This window comes from Tabrizicola sp., assembly GCF_030694085.1.
Taxonomy (GTDB): Bacteria; Pseudomonadota; Alphaproteobacteria; order Rhodobacterales; family Rhodobacteraceae; genus Tabrizicola.
In genome coordinates this window covers 260,054-282,918 of record NZ_JAUXZE010000056.1, presented here as the reverse complement: position 1 = coordinate 282,918, position 22,865 = coordinate 260,054, and the positions used below count along the sequence as shown (strand labels likewise).

The following is a 22,865-nucleotide window of genomic DNA, read 5'->3' as shown; positions in this document are numbered from 1 at the left end:
ACTTGGGCATGGGTTTCAGGCGCGGACCCAGGTGGTGCCCTGCGGCCGGTCCTTGAGTTCGATGCCCAGTGCGGCCAGTTCGGCGCGGATGCCATCGGCGGCAGCGAAGTTGCGCGCCTGCTTGGCGGCCGTGCGCGCGTCGATGCGCGACTGCACGAAGTTTTCGTCGACCGAGCTGCCGCCTTGCAGATAGGCCTTGGGTTGTGCCTGCAGCAAACCAAGCGTGCCCGCCAGTGCTTTCAACAGGGCAGCATCGGCCGTCTGACCGCGGTTGACGTCGCCCACCAGATCGAACAGCACAGCCAGCGCGCCTGGGGTGTTGAAGTCGTCGTCCATCGCGGCCTTGAAGGCGGCGGCACGCGGCTCTGCCCAGTCGATGGCCGCCAGGTCGGGCACCGGGCCGGCGGCATCCAGCGCCGTGTACAGGCGCTTCAGCGCACTGCGTGCTTCTTCGAGCAGCGTGTCGCTGAAATTGAAGGGGCTGCGGTAATGCGTGCGCAGCATGAACAGCCGCACCGATTCGCCATCGAACTTCTTCAACACGTCGGCGATGGTGAAGAAGTTGCCCAGCGACTTGGACATCTTCGTGTCGTCGATGTTCAGGAAGCCGTTGTGCATCCAGGTGCGCACGAACTCGCCGCCACAGGCACCAACGCTCTGCGCGATTTCGTTTTCGTGGTGCGGGAACTGCAGGTCCAGCCCGCCACCGTGGATGTCGAAGCTTTCGCCCAGCAGCTCATGCGCCATTGCCGAGCACTCAATATGCCAGCCCGGACGCCCCTTGCCCCAGGGGCTTTCCCAACCCGGCTCCTCACCTGACGATGGCTTCCACAACACGAAGTCCATCGGGTCTTCCTTGAAGGGTGCGACCTCGACCCGCGCGCCCGCGATCATGTCGTCCACGGACCGGCCCGACAGCTTGCCGTAGTCCGAGTAGGACCGGACGCGGAAAAGGACATGCCCCTCCACGGCATAGGCGTGGCCCGTGTCGATCAACCCCTGGGTCATCGCGATCATCTGGCCGATGTACTCCGTCGCGCGTGGCTCGTGGCTCGGGCGCAGCGCCCCCAACGCGTCCATGTCGGCATGATACCAGGCGATCGTTTCCTCGGTCCGCTGGTGGATCAGGTCCTCCAGCGTCCCCGGCGATCCCGCCTTCTGGCGGCGCAGCGCCTCGGCGTTGATCTTGTCGTCGACGTCGGTGAAGTTGCGGACATAGGTCACATGTCCCTGACCGTAGACGTGGCGCAGCAGCCGGTAAAGCGTGTCAAACACCACGACAGGCCGGGCATTTCCCAGATGCGCGCGGTCATAGACGGTGGGGCCGCAGACATACATCCGCACATTGGACGGCTCGATCGGCCGAAAATCCTCTTTCCGGCGCGTCTTCGAATTGGTCAGGCGGATCGTCACCATGTCAGTCGTCCCTAAGCGCGGCAGCCCGCGCGGGGTGGCTTTTCAATCCGAAGGGGAATGACGAAGCGCCCGCGCGACCGAAGTCAGCGGGTAATGCAGCAGATGCGGATGTTGCGCAATGTCGTCATGGGTGCGAGGCATACATCACCCACCCCCGCGCCGCCAAGGGAATTCCGCATGCAGGACCGCGCCTTCGTCAACGCCTTCTGCGCCCGCTTTCCAGGGTCCGAGGTCAGCCAGCCTTTCGGTCCCGACCATGATTGCTGGAAAGTCGGCGGCAAGATGTTCGCCATCATCGGCCAGTTGGGCGATGGCGTATCGATAAAGACCGACCATGTGGAAACGGCCCGGCTTCTGATCGAGACGGGCCGGGCGATCCGGGCGCCCTACCTGCACGCCTCCTGGGTGCGCATCCGTTTCGGACAGGTGCCGGATGACGAGCTGCGCGAGCGGATCGCCACCTCTTATGCGCTGATCCGGGCGGGTCTGCCCCGGAAGGTGCAGGCCGCGCTTGGGTGAGCCACCCGTGTCAGTTCCCCTGGCGGCTGAAGCTGCCCCGCACGTCCGGGCCAAGGCCCAGCCAGCCCGCCACGGTCTTGGCGACATGGGCCGTGATCATCGACTTCTGGCTTTGCCCCTTGCGCCGCGCTTCGCGCATCGTCTTGCCCGAGGGGGCCGGAAGTTCAGCCCGGATCGCAGTTGGCGGCACCAGAACCTCACCCGTGCGGGCATCGACCACCTGGGCCGTGAACTTGATGTTGTGGACGCCGGCGTTTTCGAACCGCTGCTCGGCCTCGAAGGTAAGGGCATGGAACCGGGTCACGGTCACCGCGATGATGACGGGCCGCGAGCCGGACAGGCCCCGGGCGCCGCGCAGGACGGCGTCCTGGATGATCTTGCCGACCTGGTCATAGCGGTCGCCCATCGGGTCTTCGCGCCAGACGATGTCGGCTGCGGGAAGGTAGGTCTTGGCCTCGGAGACTTTCAGGCTGCGGGGAACGGTGACCTGCACTTCGGCCAGGCGCCAGCTGGAGGCCAGCACCGGCGGGACCGGGGTGTATTCGGTGCGAAAGCTGCTGCCCGGACCGACGCAGGCCGACAGAAGCAGGCTGGAAAAGCCCAGAAGGGCGGCACGGCGGGACAGGGACATGGGACCTCACGAAGCCTTGGCGTGGGAATTGTACGACCGGGACCTTAACCAATGGTGATGGCCGGAAAAAGGAGCTTGCGTGTCGGCATGAGGGTGGAAGCTTGCCGAATTTCGGACGACATGCTTTCAGGGCGCTGCAACAGGGGGTTGAAGATGGACCATGAAGGCTTGCGGCACTGGTCGAAGCGGGCAGCAGACTGGGCGGCGGATTACCACGCGGGTCTGCGCGACCGGCCGGTGCGCGCGCCGCTGGTGCCCGGGGCCGTGGCGCGGCAGCTGGCCCCTGCCCCACCCGAGTCGGCCGAGCCGATGGAGGCGATCTGGGCCGATTTCGAAAGCATCGTGCCGGATGGCATGACCCATTGGCAGCACCCCCGTTTCTTCGCCTATTTCCCCGCCAACGCGGCCCCGGCGTCCATGCTGGCCGAGCAGCTGGTCAACGCGATGGCCTGCAATGCGCTGATCTGGCAGACCTCTCCTGCTGCCACAGAGATCGAGCAGGTGATGGTCGACTGGCTGCGCCAGGCGGTCGGTATGCCCGAGGACTTTGTCGGCACGATCCACGATTCGGCGACCAACGCGACGCTTTCGGCTGTGCTGACGATGCGCGAGAAAGCACTGGGGTGGCACGGGCTGGAGGACGGGCTGTCGGGCGCGCCGACCTTGCGCTTCTATGCCAGCGCCGAGACTCATTCTTCGGTGGACAAGGCGATCCGGGTTGCCGGGATCGGGCAGCGAAACCTGGTCAAGGTTGCGACCGATGCCGACCGGGCGATGACCGGACCGGCGCTGCAGGCGGCCATCACGGCGGACCGGGCAGCGGGGCTGGTGCCGGCGGGCGTGATTCTGTGCGCGGGCGGCACCAGTGTCGGGGCCTTCGACCGGATCGGCGCGTGCATTGCCGTCGCGCAGGCGGAAGGCGTGCCGGTCCATGTCGATGCGGCCTGGGCGGGATCGGCGATGATCTGCCCCGAGTTCCGGGCTCTCTGGGCCGGGATCGAAGGCGCTGATTCGGTCGTCTTCAACCCGCACAAATGGTTGGGCGCGCAGTTCGACTGTTCCGTCCAGCTCTTGCGCGACCCCGGTGCCCAGGTGCGCACTCTGGGGCTGCGGCCGACCTATCTCGAGACGGCGGGGCGCGAAGAGATTGTCAACTTCAACGAATGGACGGTCCCCCTTGGCCGCCGGTTCCGGGCGCTGAAACTGTGGTTCGTGCTGCGCGCCTATGGGCTGGAGGGGTTGCGGGCGCGTATCCGTAACCATGTCGCCTGGGCGCAGGTGGCGCGTGACCAGCTGGCGGCGCTGCCGGGGGTCCAGATCGTGACCGAGCCGCGGCTGTCGCTGTTCAGCTTTGCCCTGGCGACGGACCAGGCCACCGAGGCGCTTTTGCAGCGGATCAACGACGATGGCCGGATCTACCTGACCCAGACCCGCGTCGATGGCCGCTTCGCGATCCGGGTGCAGGTCGGATCATTTGACTGCCGCGAGGAAGATGTCATGCTGATCACAACTACAGTTCTAGAAATGCTTGCATGATGTTCCTCCGTACCCTTGCGATTGCCCTGGTGTTTGCCTCTCCCGTTCTGGCGCAGGACCTGCCCCAGCCGCAAAGCGATACTTTATCCGACTTCTCCGATGTGCTTGACGCAACGGCCGAGGGGCGCATCACGCGCCTTCTGGTCGAGCTGCGCGACACGACCGGGGTCCAGATGGTCGTGGTCACGGTTCCCGGCATCGCCTCTCAGGGTGGCGCGGGCCTGCGGATGGAAGATTACGGCAAGACGCTGTTCAACGCCTGGGGCGTCGGCACGACCGAGCGGAACGACGGCATCATGCTGCTTCTGGACACCGAAGCGCGCGAGGCGCGGATCGCACTTGGCGCGGGCTATGACCCGGTCTATGACGGCCGCGCGGCGCGGGTGCTGTCGACGGCCGTACTGCCACCCTTGCGCGCGGGCAACTATGCCGAGGGAATCGAGGCGGGCGTCATCTCGGCGCGGGAGCGGTTGATCGAACCCTTCCTGGTCGGCGCCCCCGTCTCGGTCACCGACGGGTTCGCGACGCCGGACAGTGGCTCGGAGGCCCTGACCGGCGTGCTGGGCGTCGGTGCCGTCGCTGCACTTGGCGGCTTCGGGATCTGGCGCAACCGGCGCAAACGGCGGACCTGTCCAAACTGCGGCGCCCTGACACTTGATCGCTCACGCGAGGTCATCCAGCCGCCAAGCCGCAGCGACGCGGGCGTGGGCATGCAGCACCTGACCTGTTCGAATTGCGGGTTCAACGACCACAAGTCCTATCCGGTTTCCTGGTCCAGCCGCGAAGGCCGCCAGAGCCGTGGCCTATCCAGCCGGGGCAGCGGCAGCAGCTCTTCCGGGGACAGTCGCGGCTTCGGCGGCGGACGATCCTCGGGCGGCGGAGCAAGCGGAAAATGGTAGCGTCTTCAGTCCCTTCCGCGACGTTTCTTCCACCATTGGGCGCGTCCGAGCTCTGGGGCCGCATCGACGGTCCGTCATGAACGCAATCAGGGCGAAGATCGCTGGTTTTTCCTGCGGTCTTCGCCCTGAAAAGAACTGTCGGCACGGCTGACAGCCGTGCCGACAAGGGATTAGAAGCGAAGCGCGACCTTGGCCTTCAGCGTGGTGGCATCAAGATCCACGCCCGACCCGTCGAAGTCGTCGAACTGGTGCTGCAGCACCTCGCCGCCGACGGTTACCCGTTCGGTCAGGGCATAGTCGAAGCCTACGCCATACACGAGGCCGTTGTCGCTCAGCTCGGCCGTGCCAACAGTGGCGTTGGCCTGGGCCACACCCAGCGCACCGTAGACCAGGCTGTTGCCGATCTCGCGGCCGGCAGTCAGCTTGAGCGCCATCACGTCGTCCAGCGTGCCGGCATCAGCGCCAAGATCGATCGAGGCGGTGTCATAGGACAGTTCGGTGCCCGCGACCCAGTTGCCCATGTCCCAGCGGTAGCCCGCATGGACGCCGCCCAGCCAGCCGTAGCCTTCCAGGGCACCCGTGCTGGAATCGACATCGCCATAACCCAGCTGCGCACCGACATAACCGCCGGTCCAGTCCAGGCCCGGGGCGGCATAAACCTCGGTCGCGGGGACGATCATCGGCTCGTCAGCGACGGCGACCGGGCCACCTGCAAAGGCGGGGGCGGTCAGGGCAACGGTAGCAAACAATGCTGCGATAGTTTTCATTTTTCTGTCTCCTTGTTCTGGCCGACCTCAACCCCGGACGGATCGGAACGGTTCCGGTCGGCTCGGAACAGGGAATGGGGATGTTGCTGCAAAAGCACAATGCCTGCTCACGGCAGCTTGAAGGGCTGTGTTGGGAGCCGGCGACGATCAGCCGAGGAACCGGCGGCGTTTCGGCCATCCCCCGCCGGTTGACCGGGGTCAGACGCGGTCGGCCAGATCCAGCCACTCGGCTTCGGCCGTGTCCAGCGCCTTCTGGCGTTCTGCCAGGGCCTCGGTTGCCTTGCGGAACTTCACCGGCTCGCGGGAAAAGAGCTGGGGATCGGCCAGAAGATCGTGCAGCTTGGCAATCTCTGCTTCCAGCCGCGAAATGACGCCCGGAAGATCGTCAAGCCGCTTCCTTTCAGTGAAGGACAGCGCAGTGCCGCGGGGGGTCTCTGCCGGTTTCGGCGCGGCGGCAACCGAAGCCCGCCCAATGGATTTTGCGGCCTCTTCAATGCGTTGAGGTCTTTGGCTCACGTAGTCAGTCCAGCCACCGGGATAGACGGTCGCCCGGCCCTCACCCTCCATCGCGACTGTCACCGTCGCTATCCGGTCGATGAAATCGCGGTCGTGGCTGACCAGCAGCACGGTGCCGTCGTATTCGCTTAGAATGTCCTGCAGAAGGTCCAGCGTTTCGACGTCAAGATCGTTCGTCGGTTCGTCAAGGATCAGCAAATTCGACGGCTGTGCCATCAGCTTTGCCAGCAAGAGCCGCGCCCGTTCGCCGCCCGACAGACTGCGCACAGGGGCCCGCGCCTGCGCCTCGGCAAAGAGGAAGTCCTTCAGATAGGCCACGACATGCTTGGGCGTGCCTCGGACCATCACCTGATCGGAACTGCCCGAGACCCGCATCAGCGGATCGACCGTCAGGTTGTCCCAAAGGCTTGCCTCCAGGTCCAGTCGGGTTCGCGTCTGGTCGAAAACGGCGATTTCCAGGTTGGTGCCCAGGGATACCTTGCCTGAATCCGGTTGAACTTCGCCTGTCAACATCTTGAGAAGCGTTGTCTTTCCGACTCCGTTCGGCCCGACGAAGGCGACCCGGTCACCGCGCAGGACCCGGATCGAGAACTCCTTGACGATCAGCTTGTCGCCGTAGGTCTTGGTCAGCCCTTCGGCCTCGATCACCTTCTTGCCCGAGGTCGGGCCCGAGTCCAGCGCAAAGGCCGCCGTCCCCTGCCGCCGGATCTGCGCGCCACGTTCGGCCCGCAAGGCCTGGAGCGCACGGACCCGGCCCTGGTTGCGCTTGCGGCGGGCCGAGATGCCTTCGACGGCCCATTTCGCCTCGTGCTTGATCTTGCGGTCAAGCTTGTGGCGGGCCTCGTCCTCTTCGGCCCAGACGGTTTCGCGCCAGTCCTCGAAGCCGTCGAACCCGGCCTCGCGGCGACGCACCTCGCCCCGGTCGATCCAGAGCGTCGTCTTGGACAGCGCCCGCAGGAACGCCCGATCGTGCGAGATCAGGACAAAGGCGGTGCGCGTGGTGGACAACTCGGCCTCCAGCCACTCGATCGCCTGGATGTCGAGGTGGTTGGTCGGCTCGTCCAGAAGCATCAACTCTGGTGCCTCGGCCAGGAGTTTCGCCAGCGCGGCGCGGCGGCGTTCCCCGCCGGACGCCGTGGCGACCGGCGTTTCGGGATTGAACTTCAGCCCTTCGGCCACGACAGCCAGTCGGTAGTCCATCCCGTCGGGCAGGTTGGAGGCCGCGAAATCGCCGAGGGTCGTGAAGCGGCCAAGGTCCGGCTCCTGCTCCATGTAGCCCACGGTCACGCCGGGGGGCACCGTCCGGTTGCCGCGGTCGGCCTCGACGAGCCCGGCCATCACCTTCATCAGTGTGGACTTGCCAGATCCGTTGCGGCCAACCAGCGCGATGCGGTCGCCGGGCTGGACGGTAAGGGAGAGGTCATCGAAGACCGGGTTGCCGCCGAAGGTCAACGAGATGCCGGAAAGCTGAAGAAGGGGTGCGCGTGCCATGCGGGCGAGGTAGAGGGGGATTTGACCGGCGTCAACGTCTGGTCATGATCCCCGTGGCAGGATGACGAAAACGGAGAAACGTATGGCACCCCTCGACGGCATCACCATCCTGGACCTGACGCATGTGCTGGCGGGACCCTTCTGCACGCAAGGCCTGCAGGATCTGGGCGCGCGGGTGATCAAGGTCGAACGGCCGGGGACAGGTGACGACACCCGCGCCTTCCCGCCGTTCGTGCAGGGCGAAAGCGCCTATTTCGCCACACTGAACGCAGGCAAGCAGTCCATCGTGCTGGACCTGAAGACCGAGGCCGACCGAGGCGTCTTCGACCGACTGGTGGCGCGGGCCGATGTCCTGGTTGAAAACTACCGTCCCGGCGTGATTGGCCGGCTGGGCTATGGCTGGGAGGTGCTGCACGCCCGCCACCCGCGCCTTGTCTATGCGGCGGTGTCGGGCTTTGGCCAGACCGGGCCGGACGCGTTGAAGCCTGCCTATGACATGGTGGTGCAGGCCCGCGGCGGGGTGATGTCGATCACCGGCGAAAGCGGCGGCCCGCCGGTCCGGGTGGGGGCCAGCATCGGCGACATCGTCGCGGGGATGTATCTGGCGCAGGGCATCCTTGCGGCGCTTTTCCAGCGCGAGAGAACGGGTGAGGGCGCCTTCATCGACGTGGCCATGCTGGACGCACAGCTGGCGATCCAGGAACACGCCGTCGCGATCGCCTCGGCCACTGGGGTCGCGCCCGGACCGACGGGCGCCCGGCATCCCACGATCACTCCCTTCGCCACCTTTCGCGCCGCTGACGGCTTCGTGGTGATCGCGGCCGGGAACGATGCGATGTTCGGCAAGCTCAGCGAGGTCCTCGGCCTGCAGATCGCAGCCGATCCCCGCTTTGCAACCAATGCGGCGCGCTGCGAGAACCACGCCCTCTTGAAGCGGCTGATCGAGACGGTGACCCTGCTCCAGCCCGTTGTGCATTGGCTGGAGGTTCTGGACCGGGCCGGCCTGCCGACCGCACGGGTGCAGGACATGGTCGAGGTGCTGGCCGATCCGCAGATCCGCGCCCGGAACATGGTGCTGCCGGTGACGCCGCATCCCGGTGGGCCCGCCTTCACCGCCACCGGCAATCCGATCAAGATGTCCACCCTGCCCGAGGTCGCCGCCCTGCCCCCGGCTCCACGACTGGACGGCAACCGGGCAGCGATCCTGGCCTGGCTGGATCAGGACTAGGCTGCAAACGTCGCCCGCGCGCCGCGCATCGGCACCAGGAACAACGCCAGAAACACCAGGTTCGGCAGAATGTTCAGCGCGGCCCCTGCCGCAACTGACCCTGCGCTGTCCACCACAAACCAGCACAGGACTGAGGTCCGTATGATGGCGCGCACCGGCTTGGGAGCGCTTTGCAGCAGCTCTCCGGCCAGATGCCAGATCATCAGGCCCCAGGCCGTCAGGACCCCGCCTGCGATGGCGAAGGCCAACCTCGTCTCGGGCAAGGCAATCGTCTGGGCCTGATCCAGCGGCCAGATCAGGATGTCGGCCAGAAGCCGCATCGGCAGATTCAGCGCTGGAACGGCGGCCAGCGCCAGGGCCAGCCCGGTCAGCATCGTCACGCCCGCCGCAAGCCGGAGGCCTTTCTGTTCGGATGTCATAGTCGCTCTCCTTTGCATGGATGCCGTCAGAAAAGCGTGTGGGGGCAAGCGAACCAATTCCCTGCAAGGTAAGTGTCTTGCCCCGGTGCGCGCGTTAAACTGCGCTTCCAAACCATCGGAGGCACCATGCACGATTTTCCCACCGCCCTGCGGCACTGGCGCCGGACCCGGCGGCTGAGCCAGCTGGACCTTGCGTCCGAAGCCGAAGTCTCGCCCCGTCACCTGGCCTTTCTGGAGACCGGTCGGTCCCGCCCCTCGCGCGGGATGGTCCTGCGTCTGGCCGGCGTGATGGCCCTGCCCCGCGGCGATCAGAACGGGCTGCTGGCCGCCGCCGGTTTCGCGCCGCAGTTCCCCGTCCTGCCGCTGGAGGCCGAGGAAATGGCCCAGGTCCGTGCCGCGATGGTCTGGATGATCGATCGCCACGCGCCCTATCCCGCGCTGATCCTTGACCGGCTTTGGCGGATCGTCGCCCTGAACCCGCCTGCAGAGCGGCTCTTTGGTCCCGCAGGCTTTGCCAAGGGGGCCAGTCTTCTGGATGCGTTGGCCGATCCGGCGGTCTTCGCGGGCCTGATCGAGAACTGGGTCGAGGTCGGCCACCACACCGCGCTGCGGCTGAAGGCGGAAAGCGCACGGGCCGGCGGGATCGCGGCACTGGACCGGGCCGTCGCGGCGCTGCTGGCGTACCCGGCCATCGCTGCGCACCAGCCCCGCGCAACCGGCCGGGCGATCCTGCCCACGGTCTACCGAATGGGCGACCACAGGCTGGCGCTGGTCTCGACCTATGCCCAGTTCGGTGCCGCCGAAGAAGTGGCGCTGTCGGACATGAAGATCGAACTGATGTTCCCCGCCGATCCCGAGACCAGGGCAGCGCTTGAAGGGCTGGTCGGCTAGCCGGGTGCGGACGGTTTTCAGATTGAGCGGCTTGCGCCGCAAGTCCTTTGCCTCGCGGTTTTGCGTGAAGGACGCAAAACCGCTCGCGGCGCCTCCGGCGGGGATATTTGGGCAAATGTGAAAGGCATTTCGTCCATCTGGCCCGGGATGCCAGGCGGGACCTATGCCCCCCCGGGGCGCGGTCAAGGTTGCACGGGCCGTCCCGACCGGGACGTCACCTGTCGCAGAGTTGCAGCACTGTTGCCGGAACAATGGTGCGGGAATACTGGCCGAAAGCACAGCCTGCCTGGTGGACGTCGTCTCGTTCTCATCACGCTGGACCGGCTTTTGCGGAGCGCGCCGGCCGGCGGGGGTCCGGCCTGGATGACCGCGACCTGACGGACCTTGGCGTTGTCCATACCGACATCGCCCGACTGTCGTTGGGCGCCAGCCAACCCGCCTCCCGGCGAATGACCCGGCCATGCCGGATTGGTTGCTTGGGGTGCCGTTTCCAAGCATTGCAGGCGCGCCGGGCGGCTCTACAACTGCCTGAGCAGCCGAGGAACCCGATGCCACCTGCCACTCGTGTCGATGCAGCCGCCTTGCCGGACGAGCGCTGGGATGATCCGGCGCGCGGAACGATCCGCTTTCGCACGCTGATCTCGGCCCCCGAGACCGCGACGACGGACATTGTCTGTGGGGTTGCGATGCTGGCTGCAGGGGAGACCTTTGCCCTTCATTCCCATTCCGAGCCAGAGGTGTACTTTGGCCTGGAGGGCACGGGCGAGGTCATGATCGACGGGGTGCCGTATTCCCTTGGCCCCGGAGTCGCACTTTACATCCCCGGAGGCGCCGTGCATGGCGTGCCTTTGGCAAGAACATCGATGACGTGGTTCTACACCTTTGCCGCCGACCGCTTTGCCGACATCCGCTACAGTTTCCTGCACGAGACCTGACATGACAGACGACGCCTTGGTGATCTTCACGCCTTCGGGCAAGCGCGGGCGGTTTCCGCTGGGAACGCCCGTCCTGACAGCGGCGCGGCAGTTGGGGGTGGACCTCGATTCCGTCTGCGGCGGACGCGGCATCTGTTCCAAATGCCAGATCACGCCCGGATATGGCGAGTTTTCCAAGCACGGCGTCACGGTCGAGGCCGATGCCCTCTCGGAATGGAACGCGGTCGAGGACCGTTACAAGCGCATCCGCGGCCTGATCGACGGGCGTCGGCTGGGCTGTCAGGCCAAGGTCATGGGCGACGTGGTGATCGACGTGCCGCCCGAAAGCCAGGTCCACAAGCAGGTCGTGCGCAAGCGGGTCGAGGCGCGGGAAATCCGCATGGACCCCAGCGTGCATCTGCATTTCGTCGAGGTGGCCGAACCCGACATGCACGACCCCTCGGGCGATCTGGAACGCCTGTCGGACGCGCTGCAGGATCAATGGGGGTTCCAGAACGTCACCATCGACCTGCCGATCCTGACCACGCTGCAACCGACGCTGCGCAAGGGCGAATGGAAGGTCACGGTGGCCCTGCACCAGGTGTCCGACAGCGACACACCGCGGATCATGCAGGTCTGGCCGGGGCTTTACGAAGGCTCGATCTACGGGGTCGCGGTGGACCTTGGCTCTACCACCATCGCGGGGCATCTGTGCGACCTGCGGACGGGCGAAGTCGTGGCGTCGTCCGGCCTGATGAACCCGCAGATCCGCTTTGGCGAGGACCTGATGAGCCGGGTCAGCTATTCGATGATGAACCCTTCTGGCGCGGCCGAGATGACATCGGCGGTGCGCCAGGCGATGAACACCCTCTTCGGCCAGCTGTGCGACGAGGCGAAGGTGGACCGCGCGCTGATCATGGATTCGGTCTTCGTCTGCAACCCGGTGATGCACCACCTGTTCCTTGGCATCGACCCTTATGAGCTGGGTCAGGCCCCCTTTGCGCTGGCGACGTCGAACGCGCTCCGCCTGACCGCGCGCGATCTGGACCTGCAGATGCATCCGGCGGCGCGGGTCTACCTTCTGCCCTGCATCGCCGGGCATGTCGGGGCAGATGCCGCTGCTGTGGCGCTGTCGGAAAATCCCGACAAGTCCGAGGACCTGATGCTGGTCGTCGATGTCGGCACCAATGCCGAAATCCTTCTGGGCAACACGACCAAGGTGCTCGCCTGTTCCTCACCCACTGGCCCGGCGTTTGAAGGCGCACAGATCTCCAGCGGCCAGCGCGCCGCCCCTGGTGCCATCGAGCGGGTGGAGATCGACGCCCTGACGAAAGAACCGCGCTTCAAGGTGATCGGCTCTGACCTCTGGTCCGACGATCCGAGCTTTGCGGCGGCCACCGCCACGACCGGCATCACCGGCATCTGCGGGTCCGGCATCATCGAGATGGTGGCCGAGATGCGGATGGCCGGGATCGTCGATGCGCAAGGGCTGATCGGATCGAACGAACAGACCGGGTCGGATCGCCTGTTCCTGGACGGGCGGACCTATTCCTACCTCGTCCATGACGGCAGCGCCGAAGGGGGACCGAAGATCACGGTCACCAACCGCGACATCCGCGAGATTCAGATGGCGAAGGCCGCGCTTTATTCCGGTGCGCGGCTTTTGATGGACAAGTTCGAGGTCGACACCGTCGACCGGATCATCCTGGCGGGCGCTTTTGGCGCGCATATCAGCCCCAAGCACGCGATGGTCCTCGGCATGATCCCCGACGTGCCGCTGGACAAGGTCACCAGCGCGGGCAATGCCGCCGGAACCGGCGCGCGGATCGCGCTTCTGAACCGGGCCGCGCGGGCCGAGATCGAGGCGACGGTGCGCGACATCCACAAGATCGAGACCGCCATCGAACCCCGCTTCCAGGAGCATTTCGTCAATGCCTCCGCCATCCCGAATGCGGTCGAGGCCTTCCCGAACCTCTTGTCCGTGGTCACGCTTCCCGACGTCAACTTCAACACCAAGTCGGGCGGCGAGGATGGCGGACGGCGACGGCGGCGCGGATAAGTCCTTGCCGCGAAAGGCTTGCACCTCGGGCGAAAACCCTTAACGTCGCCGACATGGACGATCCCGTCGCCGATTTGATCACGAAATGCGCTGCAGCGGACCGGAACGCCTTCCGCCAGCTATATCGTGTGACCTCTGCGAAACTCATGGGTGTTCTCCTGCGTATGTTGGGAGAACGCGCTGAGGCGGAGGATGCCTTGCAGGAAGTCTACACACGGGTCTGGTTGCGCGCCGGTCGCTATGATCCGGCGAAGGGCCGGGGCATGACCTGGCTGATCGCCATCGCGCGCAATCTGGCCATCGACCGGCTGCGCGCGCGGCCCGAAGCCACGTCGGACGACGGTTTGGACACGGTGCAGGACAGTGCGCCCCGGGCCGAGACGCGGCTTGTGGCCCAGGGCGAGGCGCGGCGGATGGCCGACTGCTTTGCCACGCTGGACCCCGACAAGGCCGACGCGGTTCGCGGGGCCTATCTGAACGGGCTCTCCTATCTTGACCTGGCCGCGCGCCATGCGGTGCCCCTGAACACGATGCGGACCTGGCTTCGGCGCAGCCTTCTGAAACTGAAGGAGTGTCTCGAGCAATGACCGACGCACCCCTGACCCCGCGTGAGGCCGAAGACGCCCTGGCTGCCGAATTTGTGCTGGGCGTTCTTGACGCTGCAGAACGTGCCGAAGTTGCCGCCCGGATCAAACGTGATGCCGCCTTTGCCGCCCGGGTGACCGATTGGGAAGAGCGGCTTGGCGGCCTGAACGACGGCTTTGACGCGGCCCCTGCCCCGAACCTGTTGCCAAAGATCGAGGCGCGGCTGTTCCCCAGACCCGCCCCCACCCGACGCTTCGGGGTCTTCGGCTGGCTCTCTGGCGGTCTGGTTGCGGCATCTTTGGCCCTTGTCAGCATCACCATCCTGGCCCCGCCGCAGCCCGATCCGGTTGCCACGCTTGCCACCGCCGACAACCGGCTGGCCTACCAGGTCACGCATTTCGGCGGCAGCCTGCAAGTGACCCGCGTGGCCGGCGTCGCCGCCGTCCCCGGCCAGGTCCACGAGCTTTGGGTCATCGCCCCCGGCGCAAGCCCGGTTTCGCTGGGTCTCCTGCAGGACCGCCCGCTGGTCGTCTCGTATCCGGTTCCGCCCGCGGGCGTCGTCCTGGCCGTCTCGATCGAGCCAGAGGGCGGCTCGCCCACTGGTGCGCCGACCGGCCCGGTGATCCTGACAGCCGAGATCGGCCAGGACGCCTGATCACGAAAACGCGAGCCAGGTGGGCGCGCGAAACTTCGGCAAAATCGATCCGTTCCTTCAGGTGTGAGGTGGGAATGACCCCGCCCGAAACCGGAGGAACGACCCGATGAAATCCCTGAAAATTGCCACCGCGATCCTGGCCCTGTCGACTGGCATGGCGCTGGCGGAAAACCCGATGGTTGGCGGCGCTGCGATGTATGAAGACAAGAACATCGTCGAGAACGCGGTCAACTCCAAGGACCACACCACCCTTGTCGCCGCGGTGCAGGCCGCGGGTCTGGTCGAGACGCTGCAGGGCGAAGGTCCCTTCACCGTCTTCGCGCCGACCAATGACGCCTTTGCCAAACTGCCGGCAGGGACGGTCGAGACGCTGCTGAAGCCCGAGAACAAGGATCAGCTGGTGAAGATCCTGACCTGCCACGTCGTCGCTGCCGATGCGATGTCGGATGCGATCATGAAGATGGTCGATGACGACAAGGGCGCCCATCCCGTCAAGACCGTCGGCGGCTGCGAGTTCACCGCGATGTACGAAGGCGACAAGATCATGATCAAGGACGGCCAGGGCAACGTGGCCAACGTCACCATCGCCGACGTCAAGCAGTCGAACGGCGTGATCCATGTGATCGACACGGTCCTCTTGCCGGCCATGTGATCCTGCTATCGGGCCGCGGATGGTCACTCATCCCGCGCGTCCGGTCCGGGGCCGGGGGCCAGGTCATGTCCCCTTCTTCCAGCTTTCGGCCCCGGTGGGTCTTCGGGCGCAAGTCCGGGGACCTTCTTTCGTTCGGCACCAACGAAAAGGCCGCCCGAAGGCGGCCCGATCCTACTCTGCTGCTTCCTTCGGCGGCTCGCCATCGGGCTTGTCGGCCTTGGGCTTGCGCGGCCCGCGCGCGCGGCGGGCTGGTCCTTCTTTCGGCGCGGTCTCATGGGCTGCGGCGGCAGCCTCCTGCTCAACCCGCCGACCCGAGGATTCTGGCGTCTCAATCAGCCCGCTGTCGTCGCTACCGTGCAGGTCGATCACATCCGTCGCCATGGCAGTTTCCTCGGACGGAAGGCTGCGCTCATCGCGGAAGTCGCGGTTGAAGTCCTGCCGACGCTCGCCCCGATCCTGACGCTCGCCCCGGTCCTGGCGTTCGCCGCGATCCTGACGCTCTCCCCGATCCTGACGCTCCCGGTCAGGCCGGTCGCCGCGGTCCCGGTCGCGCTGCCCCTCGGGCCGGTCGCCGCGCGGTTGCTGCTGCCCGCCGCCGCCGTTCTGACTGCCGCCGTTCTGGCCACCACCGTTCTGGCCGCCCCCGTTTTGACTGCCCCCGTATTGCTGGCCCGGCTGACCCCCGCCCTGTTGCCCGCCGCTTTGCTGGAACTGCTGCTGCCGCGCTTCCTGCTCGGCCGCCATTTCCTTCATCGCTTCGGCCAGCATCCGCGTGTAGTGCTCGGCGTGCTGCAGAAAGTTCTCGGCCGCCACGCGGTCGTTCGACAACTGGGCATCGCGCGCCAGCATCTGATATTTCTCGATGATCTGCTGCGGCGTGCCACGCACCTTGCCCTCGGGTCCCGAGGAATCGAAGACGCGGTTGATGATGTTGCCGAGCGTGCGCGGGCGGTTCTGGCTGGAACGCGAGCGTTTCTTGGAGGAGCGCATCTGGTCCTTTTGATGGCTTTGGCCTGCGACCGCCGCCCCTCATGGGCAGCAGATTTGGGTCAGCAGGGCCTGGGCAGTGCGTCATCGGCAGGTGGGAACCCGCGGCTGACATGGGTCAATAAACACAGGCATTGCGACCTGACAAGGGATAATTGCTGAAATGCCCGTGAATCGGCCGGCATCAGGCCGCGCCGCAACGATCTCCACCGGGTTTGACGGCGGCTACCACGCGGTCGCGCCCGTCCATGTCGGGCAGGATGCGGATGTCCTCAAGCCCCGCCGCCTGGAACATCGCCGCCACGTCAGCGCCTTGCGTCGGTCCGATCTCGACCAGAAGCCGCCCGCCCGGCATCAACCGTGCCCCCGCCCCCTGCGCGATGGCGCGGTAGGCGTCCAGCCCGTCACCCCCTGGGGTCAGCGCGAGGTCCGGCTCCCAGTCGCGCACTTCGGGGGCCAGCGTCGACATCTCGGCGGCGGCGATGTAGGGCGGGTTCGAGACGATCAGATCGAAGGTGCCGGTCACGCTGGCAAACCAGTCCGACTTGCGGAACCGCGCCCGCGCCTCCAGCCCCAGGTCGCGGGTGTTGCCCATCGCCACCTGCAACGCCGGGTCCGAAATGTCCGTCCCCAGGCCCCGCGCAAGCGGCATCGCCTTGAGACAGGACAAAAGGATGCAGCCGGTCCCCGTTCCAAGATCGAGCAGTTTAAGGAACGGCACCTTCAGCGCCTCGGCAACCAGGGTTTCCGTCTCGGGCCGCGGGTCCAGCGTGTCGCGCGTCACCCGGAACGACTGACCCCAGAACAGCCGCCGCCCGGTGATCTGCGCCACCGGCTGCCGCGCCATCCGGGCCTGCAGCGCCGCGTCATACAGCGCCTCCTGCGGCTCGGTCATGTCGTCCTGCAACTTCAGCGTCAGCCGGTCATGCGCGATCCCAAGCGCATGCGCCAGCAGCACCCGGGCATCGCGCGAGCCATCCTCGATCCCCGCTTCGCGCAGCAGCGGGACCGCCCGGCGCAGAGCATCCTGAGCCTTCATCCCTCGATCTCCGCCAGCCGTTCCGCCTGGTCGTGCGAGACCAGTGCGTCGATCACCTCGGTCAACTCGCCCGCCATGATCTGCGGCAGGGCGTAAAGCGTCAGGTTGATCCGGTGGTCGGTCATCCGGCCCTGCGGAAAGTTGTAGGTGCGGATGCGTTCGCTGCGATCACCGCTGCCGACCTGGGACTTCCGGTCCGCCGCCCGCGCCGAATGGATGCGTTCCCGTTCCGCCTCGTATAGCCTGGACCGCAGAACCTGCATCGCGATTTCCTTGTTGCGGTGCTGTGATTTCTCTGACGACGTGACGACGATCCCGGACGGAATATGCGTGATCCGCACCGCCGAGTCTGTCGTGTTCACGTGCTGCCCGCCCGCACCCGAGGACCGCATCGTGTCGATCCTGATGTCGCTGGCGGGAATGTCGATCTCGACCTCGTCCGCCTCGGGCAGGACGGCCACAGTCGCCGCCGAGGTATGGATGCGCCCCTGCGCCTCGGTCTCGGGCACGCGCTGCACCCGGTGGACGCCACTTTCATACTTCAGCCGCGAATAGACCCCCTCGCCCGAGACCAGCGCGACCAGTTCCTTCAGACCGCCCAGATCGCTGGCCTGCTCCTCCAGCACTTCCCAGCGCCAGCCCATCTTTTCCGCGTGCCGCTGGTACATCCGCGCGAGGTCGCCTGCGAACAGCGCCGCCTCGTCGCCCCCCGTCCCCGGCCGGATCTCGATGATCGCGGGTCGTGCATCGGCCGCGTCCTTCGGCAGAAGCGCCAGCCGCAGCGCCTGTTCCATCTCGGGGATGCGCGCCTTCAGCCGGGGGAGTTCCTCCTCGGCCAGCGCCTTCATCTCGGGGTCGGCCAGCATGGCCTCGGCCTCGGCCAGATCGTCCAGCGACCGGCGATAGACGCGGATCTCGTCGACGACGGGTTTCAGTTCGGTATATTCCCGGCTGATCCGCGCGATCTCGGCCGGGGCGGCCCCGGCATTGAGTTGCGCTTCGAGATACTCGAAGCGTTCGGTAATCTGGGCAAGCTTGTCCAACGGAACCATGCCGGGGGTTTGGCAGGCAGTCCCGGAAGGGTCAAGGGTTCACTGCGGTGCGGACGAGGTTCCGTAGAAGTCGATGATCTTGCGACGCAACGATCCAAGCGCACGATCTGTCCAGAACAACCGGCGTCCCTTTCGGTCGGTAACGACTGCCCCTTCCGGCAAGGCGGCCAGGTCTTCGCCCTTAAGTTTGACGCCGGGGAAGGTCACTGCAATCAGACCATCACGCCGACGCCGGATCCAAGGCAGACGCGCCCGCAGATGCACCAGCCAGCGCCAGGGCTGCATGTACTCGGTGGGAAATTTCACCACTAGTGTCCCGGGTACCGCCCGCATGACCGGCTGGGCCACCCAGGAGATGAATCGCTCATCAGCCCAGAGCGGACGGAAGGCCGCGATGCCGTGCTGCGCCACCAACTCCCGAAATCGTTTGGCAATGTAAGTCGCATGGGCGGGATGGTAGACGACGACCGAGGAGTTGCCCCTTGCATAGCGTCGTTTATCCGTCACCCGGTAAAGCCAGCGCGCAAAAGCTCCGAACGGCAGAATGGCGCTTTGCAGAATGGCAATGGTCTGCGGGCTTTCCATCAACTGCACAAGGCGGGACAGGTCGCCGAAAACGATGGTGTCGAGATCGATGTAGATCGCTGGCATATCGGCGGGAACCACCCCCGGCTCGAAAAGACACAACTTTGCTTGGCAGCCAGGACCGCGCAAATCAGGGACCAGGAACCAGGCCGGAATGTCGCGCAGCTCGACCCCTGGGTCCAGCCCGGGACGTTCACGGTCGGACAGAAGAACGAACCGCGCGGGACCTTTCGACTGCGATCGGACAGACGCGACCAGCCGATTGATCTCGGACACCGGATAACGGTCCCCCCAGGCGATGAGTACGCATTGCCAGGCAGATTTGGGATCACGCATGCGTAGCACTCGACCAGAAAAAGACGCGGGTTCACCGCCTATTCGCACGAGGTCATGGCCCACGCAAGGCTGTGGATCGGTCTCACCCCCCGGTCAGAGCCGCCTGCCAGTCCCGCAGCCGCGTCGCATTTACCCCCATGTCCCCCCGGCCAAAACGCAGGCGGGCATAGAGGTAAAGCCCGTCCGCCCGCGCCTCGGCCGTGGTGTAATCGGGAAACCCCCACAGCGCACTTCGCGTGATCCAGGTGATCCGCCCCGCCTCGACGCTGCCCGCCAGCCGGGTCGTGCGGGGGCTGGCAATGGCAATCGCATCCAGCCGTGCCAACAATGCGCGCGCGTCCCCGGCCTCCAGTCGCAGGCTTGCCCAGCCCTCGCCCGCCGAGACCGTGCCGGAAGGACCTTCGGCTGCAGGCGCGACATGCCAGCGTGCCGGGTCGGAAGGCGCAAGGCGGACGCAAACCGCAAAGACAAGGACCGCCGCCAGCAGTCCCCACAGCAGCCAGACCGCCATGCGCCCTCTCCTCATCCTTGTGTCCGTGCCCAGTGGTAAAGGCAGATCAGCTCATAGGCCACATGCGCCCCGGCAATCGCCGTGGCCCCGGTGGTGTCGTAGGGGGGCGAGACCTCGACCACATCGCCGCCGACCAGGTTGATCCCCGCCAGGTCCCGCAGCATCGCGGCCACCTGCCAACTGGCCAGCCCGCCCCAGACCGGCGTGCCGGTGCCCGGCGCAAAGGCCGGGTCCAGCGCGTCGATGTCGAAGGTCAGGTAGGTGGGCTTGTCCCCCACGATCCCTTTCACCGTCTCGACCACCTTTGCCACACCCCATTCATGCGCCTCGCGCGCGGTTATGACATTGACCCCCAGATAGTCCTCGGTCGTCGTGCGGATACCGATCTGGACTGACCGTTTCGGGTCCACCGCGCCCGCTTTGACCGCCTTGTAAAGCATCGTCCCGTGGTCGATCCGCGCCGGGTTGTCGTCGGGCCAGAGGTCGGAATGGGCGTCGAAATGGATCACACCCAATGGCCCGAACTTCTCGGCATAGGCCTTCAGGATCGGCCAGGTGATGTAATGGTCGCCACCCAGCGTCACCGTCCCGGCACCTGCCGCAAGGATGGTGCGGATGTGGTTGGTCAGGGTTTCCGGGAATTCCGGCACGTTGGCATAGTCAAAGGCCACATCGCCGTAGTCGACGATGCTCAGATCCTCCAGCGGGTCTGTACCCCAGCCCGGCGGTGGGTCATAGGGCATCAGCGCCGAGGCCTCGCGGATCGCGCGGGGGCCAAAGCGGGTCCCGCTGCGGTGGCTGACCGCCTGGTCGAAGGGAACCCCGGTGATGGCAAGGTCCACCCCGGTCAGGTCCTTGGTCCAGGTCCGGCGCAGGAAACTGGTCGCGCCGCCAAAGGCGTTTTCAAAGGAATAGCCCCGGTGCGAATTCCGGGTGAACGCAGTGTCTACCTGCGTCTTCGCGTCTTCAAGTGCCATGATGGTCTCGGGTCTTTTCGGCGCAGTCGTTCAGCGGAGACGCGCGGATCCGGGAAGGGCAGAAAACCCCTGCCCCGCCCGCTTGTCAAGGGTTTGATCAAATCACCCGATCCGATGGCCTTCCCGCACCAGTTCATCCGTGACCTTGCGGATGGCCTTCTCAAGCGTCTCGGCCACGAAATCCACCTGGTCCTCCGTGATCGTCAGCGGCGGCGACATGACGTTCAGATGCCCGATGGGGCGCACCATCAACCCCATCGCCTCGGCCGCGTCCGAGATGCGCTTGCTTTCATTCACGCCGTCCGGCAGCGGCTCCTTCGTCAGCTTCGACGCCACATTCTCCACGCAGACCATCAGCCGCCGCCCCCGCACCTGACCCACCAATGGCAGCGCCTCCAGACCCTGCAGTCGGTCCAGGAAATAGTCCCCCACGGTGGCGGCGTTTTCCAGCAACCCCTCGCGCTCGATGATCTCGATCGACGTCAGCGCCGCAGCACAGGACACCGGATGCCCGGAGTAGGTGAAACCGGACGTGAACCAACGCTCACCTTTTGCCGCCATCCCCTCCCAGATCCGGTCGCTGAAGATCAGCGCGCCCAAGGGCAGGTAGCCCGAGGTCAGGCCCTTGGCGCAGGTGATCATGTCCGGCACCACGCCGAACTCCGCCTCACTGGCGAACCAGTGGCCCAGCCGCCCGAAGGCCGTCACCACCTCGTCGGCAATGAACAGGATGTCGTGACGCTGGCAGACCTCCCACATCCGGCGCAGATAGCCGGGCGGAGGCACGATCACTCCGCCCGATGCCTGGATCGGCTCGGCGATGAACCCGCCGATCCGGTCCGCGCCCACGCGGTCGATCAGCGCCTCGAATTCCGACACCAGCCAGTCACAGAACTGGTCTTCGCTCATCCCCTCGGGGCGGCGATAAGGGTTCGGCGCGGTCAGATGGTGGATTCCGTCGTGCTTGTAGCGGAACTCCTCGACCCGGTCGCCCGGGCGCTTGCCCACGGACTGCGACAGGTAGGTGGACCCGTGATACGAATGATCCCGCGCCACGATGTCAGTCTTTTCAGGACGCCCCATGCAGGTCTGCCAGTACCAGACCATCCGAACCGCCGTATCCACCGCCGTGGACCCGCCGGTCGTCAGATGCACCCGGTTCAGATCGCCCGGAGCCAACGCGGCAAGCTTCGCCGACAGCCGCGCCGAAGGCTCGTTCGTGACGTCCACGAAGCTGTTCGAGAACGCCAGCCGCTCCACCTGGCTTGCAATCGCCTGCGCCATCTCCTTGCGGCCCAGCCCCACGTTGGTGCACCACATGCCGCCCACGGCATCCAGATAGCGCCGCCCCTCCGCATCCCAGAGGTAACAGCCCTCCCCCCGCGCGATCACCAGGGACCCGTCGCGTTCGAAGGGGCCAAAGTTCGTCCAGGGGTGCAGAGCGTGGCTCCGGTCCATCTCCCAAATCGAGTTCGGGGTGGGCCTTGCCAGGGCCAGGGGGGCGGTCATGTCGGGTCTCCTTGGATGAATGACACAAATGGATAACAACGCCAGACTAGCATTTTGATCAAAACCCGACCAGCCCCCGCCTTGTTCCAAAGGTTGGGGGTCGCCCAGATATGGTGTCCAAAGGTTGATCTCTCCCCCATTAGGACCAGGGCCGTCGCCGCCCGCCGCCTCACACGATTCGCGATTTCATCTTTGCCCAAATATCCCCCGCGGAGCGTCCGCCGCCGGGGCCGGGTGCGCGCCCACGTCAGAACAGCTTCTGCTTCGCCTTCGCCACACTGAACCCGTGCCCCTCGGCATTGGTGCAGGTCATCCCGGTCTTGGCCGACACGCAAGAGATCCCGCCCAGGCTCACCGCCTCGCCATAAGGCAGCACGGCATTGCCGGGCTCCTGCACCGTGTCGCCGACGCAAGCCAGCACGCCCTGGCCCGCGGCACCCACCGCAAAGGCCATGCCCCAGTCCAGATCGCAGCCCGCCGGGCGCTTGGTATAGCTTGGCACATAATCCCGCAGATCACAGCGCGCCTCGGCACTGCCGTCAAAGGCATAGATCGCGCAGTGGATATTTCCGGTCGGAGACTGGAAACCGATGTATTCATCGGCAAGGCCAGGGCTCGCCAGGACCCCGGCGACAAGAACGACGGGCAGCTTCAAATCGAACGCCTTTCATGCGAAAAGGGACCCGGCGGC

The 22,865-nt window shown here is 65.9% G+C and carries 23 protein-coding genes; 10 read left to right on the top strand and 13 right to left on the bottom strand.

From position 1 onward, the window contains the following. Positions 1-15: 15 nt before the first annotated feature. Complete coding sequence (cysS, locus tag Q8M85_RS14980; RefSeq protein ID WP_305546025.1) at positions 16-1,416, bottom strand: cysteine--tRNA ligase; 1,401 nt, start codon at positions 1,414-1,416, stop codon at positions 16-18. Positions 1,417-1,593: 177 nt separating this feature from the next. Here cysS and Q8M85_RS14975 point away from each other — a divergent pair, with 177 nt between their 5' ends. Beyond that, complete coding sequence (locus Q8M85_RS14975) at positions 1,594-1,935, top strand: MmcQ/YjbR family DNA-binding protein (RefSeq protein WP_305546023.1); 342 nt, start codon at positions 1,594-1,596, stop codon at positions 1,933-1,935. Between the two features lie 10 nt (positions 1,936-1,945). On the opposite strand, the gene Q8M85_RS14970 is transcribed toward Q8M85_RS14975, so the two are convergent. Beyond that, positions 1,946-2,566, bottom strand: a complete 621-nt coding sequence (locus tag Q8M85_RS14970; protein ID WP_305546021.1) for a DUF6778 family protein — start codon at positions 2,564-2,566, stop codon at positions 1,946-1,948. 153 nt (positions 2,567-2,719) lie between these two features. Between Q8M85_RS14970 and Q8M85_RS14965 the strand changes: the two genes are divergently transcribed. Next, complete coding sequence (locus Q8M85_RS14965; protein WP_305546019.1) at positions 2,720-4,102, top strand: pyridoxal-dependent decarboxylase; 1,383 nt, start codon at positions 2,720-2,722, stop codon at positions 4,100-4,102. Further along, entirely contained in the window at positions 4,099-5,001 is a 903-nt protein-coding gene (locus tag Q8M85_RS14960) for a TPM domain-containing protein (RefSeq protein ID WP_305546017.1), read from the top strand. The genes Q8M85_RS14965 and Q8M85_RS14960 overlap by 4 nt, the downstream gene beginning before the upstream one ends. Positions 5,002-5,171: 170 nt before the next feature. Here Q8M85_RS14960 and Q8M85_RS14955 read toward each other — a convergent pair whose 3' ends face one another. Continuing rightward, positions 5,172-5,768, bottom strand: a complete 597-nt coding sequence (locus Q8M85_RS14955) for an outer membrane protein (RefSeq protein WP_305546015.1) — start codon at positions 5,766-5,768, stop codon at positions 5,172-5,174. 198 nt (positions 5,769-5,966) lie between these two features. Next, on the bottom strand, positions 5,967-7,775 hold the full coding sequence (locus Q8M85_RS14950) for an ABC-F family ATP-binding cassette domain-containing protein (protein ID WP_305546013.1): 1,809 nt from the start codon (positions 7,773-7,775) through the stop codon (positions 5,967-5,969). 82 nt (positions 7,776-7,857) lie between these two features. Here Q8M85_RS14950 and Q8M85_RS14945 point away from each other — a divergent pair, with 82 nt between their 5' ends. Further along, entirely contained in the window at positions 7,858-9,003 is a 1,146-nt protein-coding gene (locus Q8M85_RS14945) for a CaiB/BaiF CoA-transferase family protein (protein WP_305546011.1), read from the top strand. On the opposite strand, the gene Q8M85_RS14940 is transcribed toward Q8M85_RS14945, so the two are convergent. Next, positions 9,000-9,422 carry a hypothetical protein gene (locus tag Q8M85_RS14940; RefSeq protein WP_305546009.1) on the bottom strand — a complete coding sequence of 141 codons (423 nt, stop codon included), beginning with the start codon at positions 9,420-9,422 and terminating at the stop codon, positions 9,000-9,002. The two genes, Q8M85_RS14945 and Q8M85_RS14940, sit on opposite strands and share 4 nt — an antisense overlap. A 126-nt stretch (positions 9,423-9,548) precedes the next feature. On the opposite strand from Q8M85_RS14940, the gene Q8M85_RS14935 reads away from it, so the two are divergent. The 6 genes from Q8M85_RS14935 to Q8M85_RS14910 all read left to right on the top strand — a co-directional run bounded on the left by Q8M85_RS14935 (position 9,549) and on the right by Q8M85_RS14910 (position 15,178). Then, positions 9,549-10,313: a helix-turn-helix domain-containing protein gene (locus Q8M85_RS14935; protein ID WP_305546007.1), complete on the top strand. Its 765-nt coding sequence runs from the start codon at positions 9,549-9,551 to the stop codon at positions 10,311-10,313. A gap of 548 nt (positions 10,314-10,861) precedes the next feature. Beyond that, a complete protein-coding gene (locus Q8M85_RS14930) occupies positions 10,862-11,248 on the top strand; it encodes a cupin domain-containing protein (protein WP_305546006.1) in 387 nt (128 codons plus the stop codon). A 1-nt stretch (position 11,249) separates the two neighbouring features. Then, positions 11,250-13,286: an ASKHA domain-containing protein gene (locus Q8M85_RS14925; RefSeq protein ID WP_305546005.1), complete on the top strand. Its 2,037-nt coding sequence runs from the start codon at positions 11,250-11,252 to the stop codon at positions 13,284-13,286. 53 nt (positions 13,287-13,339) lie between these two features. Continuing rightward, the gene (locus Q8M85_RS14920) at positions 13,340-13,873 is read left to right on the top strand and encodes a sigma-70 family RNA polymerase sigma factor (RefSeq protein ID WP_305546004.1); all 534 of its coding nucleotides are present in this window, start codon (positions 13,340-13,342) and stop codon (positions 13,871-13,873) included. After that, complete coding sequence (locus Q8M85_RS14915; RefSeq protein ID WP_305546002.1) at positions 13,870-14,526, top strand: anti-sigma factor domain-containing protein; 657 nt, start codon at positions 13,870-13,872, stop codon at positions 14,524-14,526. Before Q8M85_RS14920 ends, Q8M85_RS14915 begins: the two co-directional genes overlap by 4 nt. Before the next feature lie 106 nt (positions 14,527-14,632). Beyond that, a complete protein-coding gene (locus Q8M85_RS14910) occupies positions 14,633-15,178 on the top strand; it encodes a fasciclin domain-containing protein (RefSeq protein ID WP_305546000.1) in 546 nt (181 codons plus the stop codon). 171 nt (positions 15,179-15,349) lie between these two features. Here Q8M85_RS14910 and Q8M85_RS14905 read toward each other — a convergent pair whose 3' ends face one another. From Q8M85_RS14905 to Q8M85_RS14870, 8 genes are all read right to left on the bottom strand, one after another. After that, positions 15,350-16,168 (bottom strand): DUF4167 domain-containing protein, encoded by an 819-nt coding sequence (locus Q8M85_RS14905; protein WP_305545998.1) that lies wholly within the window; start codon positions 16,166-16,168, stop codon positions 15,350-15,352. A 181-nt stretch (positions 16,169-16,349) separates the two neighbouring features. Next, the gene (gene prmC, locus Q8M85_RS14900) at positions 16,350-17,204 is read right to left on the bottom strand and encodes a peptide chain release factor N(5)-glutamine methyltransferase (RefSeq protein WP_305545996.1); all 855 of its coding nucleotides are present in this window, start codon (positions 17,202-17,204) and stop codon (positions 16,350-16,352) included. Then, positions 17,201-18,256 (bottom strand): peptide chain release factor 1, encoded by a 1,056-nt coding sequence (prfA, locus tag Q8M85_RS14895; protein ID WP_305545994.1) that lies wholly within the window; start codon positions 18,254-18,256, stop codon positions 17,201-17,203. The genes prmC and prfA overlap by 4 nt, the downstream gene beginning before the upstream one ends. Positions 18,257-18,295: 39 nt before the next feature. Beyond that, complete coding sequence (locus Q8M85_RS14890; protein WP_305545992.1) at positions 18,296-19,240, bottom strand: hypothetical protein; 945 nt, start codon at positions 19,238-19,240, stop codon at positions 18,296-18,298. Between the two features lie 19 nt (positions 19,241-19,259). Next, positions 19,260-19,688 carry a DUF1499 domain-containing protein gene (locus tag Q8M85_RS14885; protein ID WP_305545990.1) on the bottom strand — a complete coding sequence of 143 codons (429 nt, stop codon included), beginning with the start codon at positions 19,686-19,688 and terminating at the stop codon, positions 19,260-19,262. A gap of 11 nt (positions 19,689-19,699) precedes the next feature. Next, positions 19,700-20,665, bottom strand: coding sequence for an agmatinase (gene speB, locus Q8M85_RS14880; RefSeq protein WP_305545988.1), 966 nt, complete (start codon positions 20,663-20,665; stop codon positions 19,700-19,702). Positions 20,666-20,767: 102 nt separating this feature from the next. Then, on the bottom strand, positions 20,768-22,174 hold the full coding sequence (locus Q8M85_RS14875; RefSeq protein WP_305545986.1) for an aminotransferase: 1,407 nt from the start codon (positions 22,172-22,174) through the stop codon (positions 20,768-20,770). A gap of 247 nt (positions 22,175-22,421) precedes the next feature. Next, positions 22,422-22,829, bottom strand: coding sequence for a DUF6636 domain-containing protein (locus Q8M85_RS14870; RefSeq protein WP_305545984.1), 408 nt, complete (start codon positions 22,827-22,829; stop codon positions 22,422-22,424). Positions 22,830-22,865 lie beyond the last annotated feature (36 nt).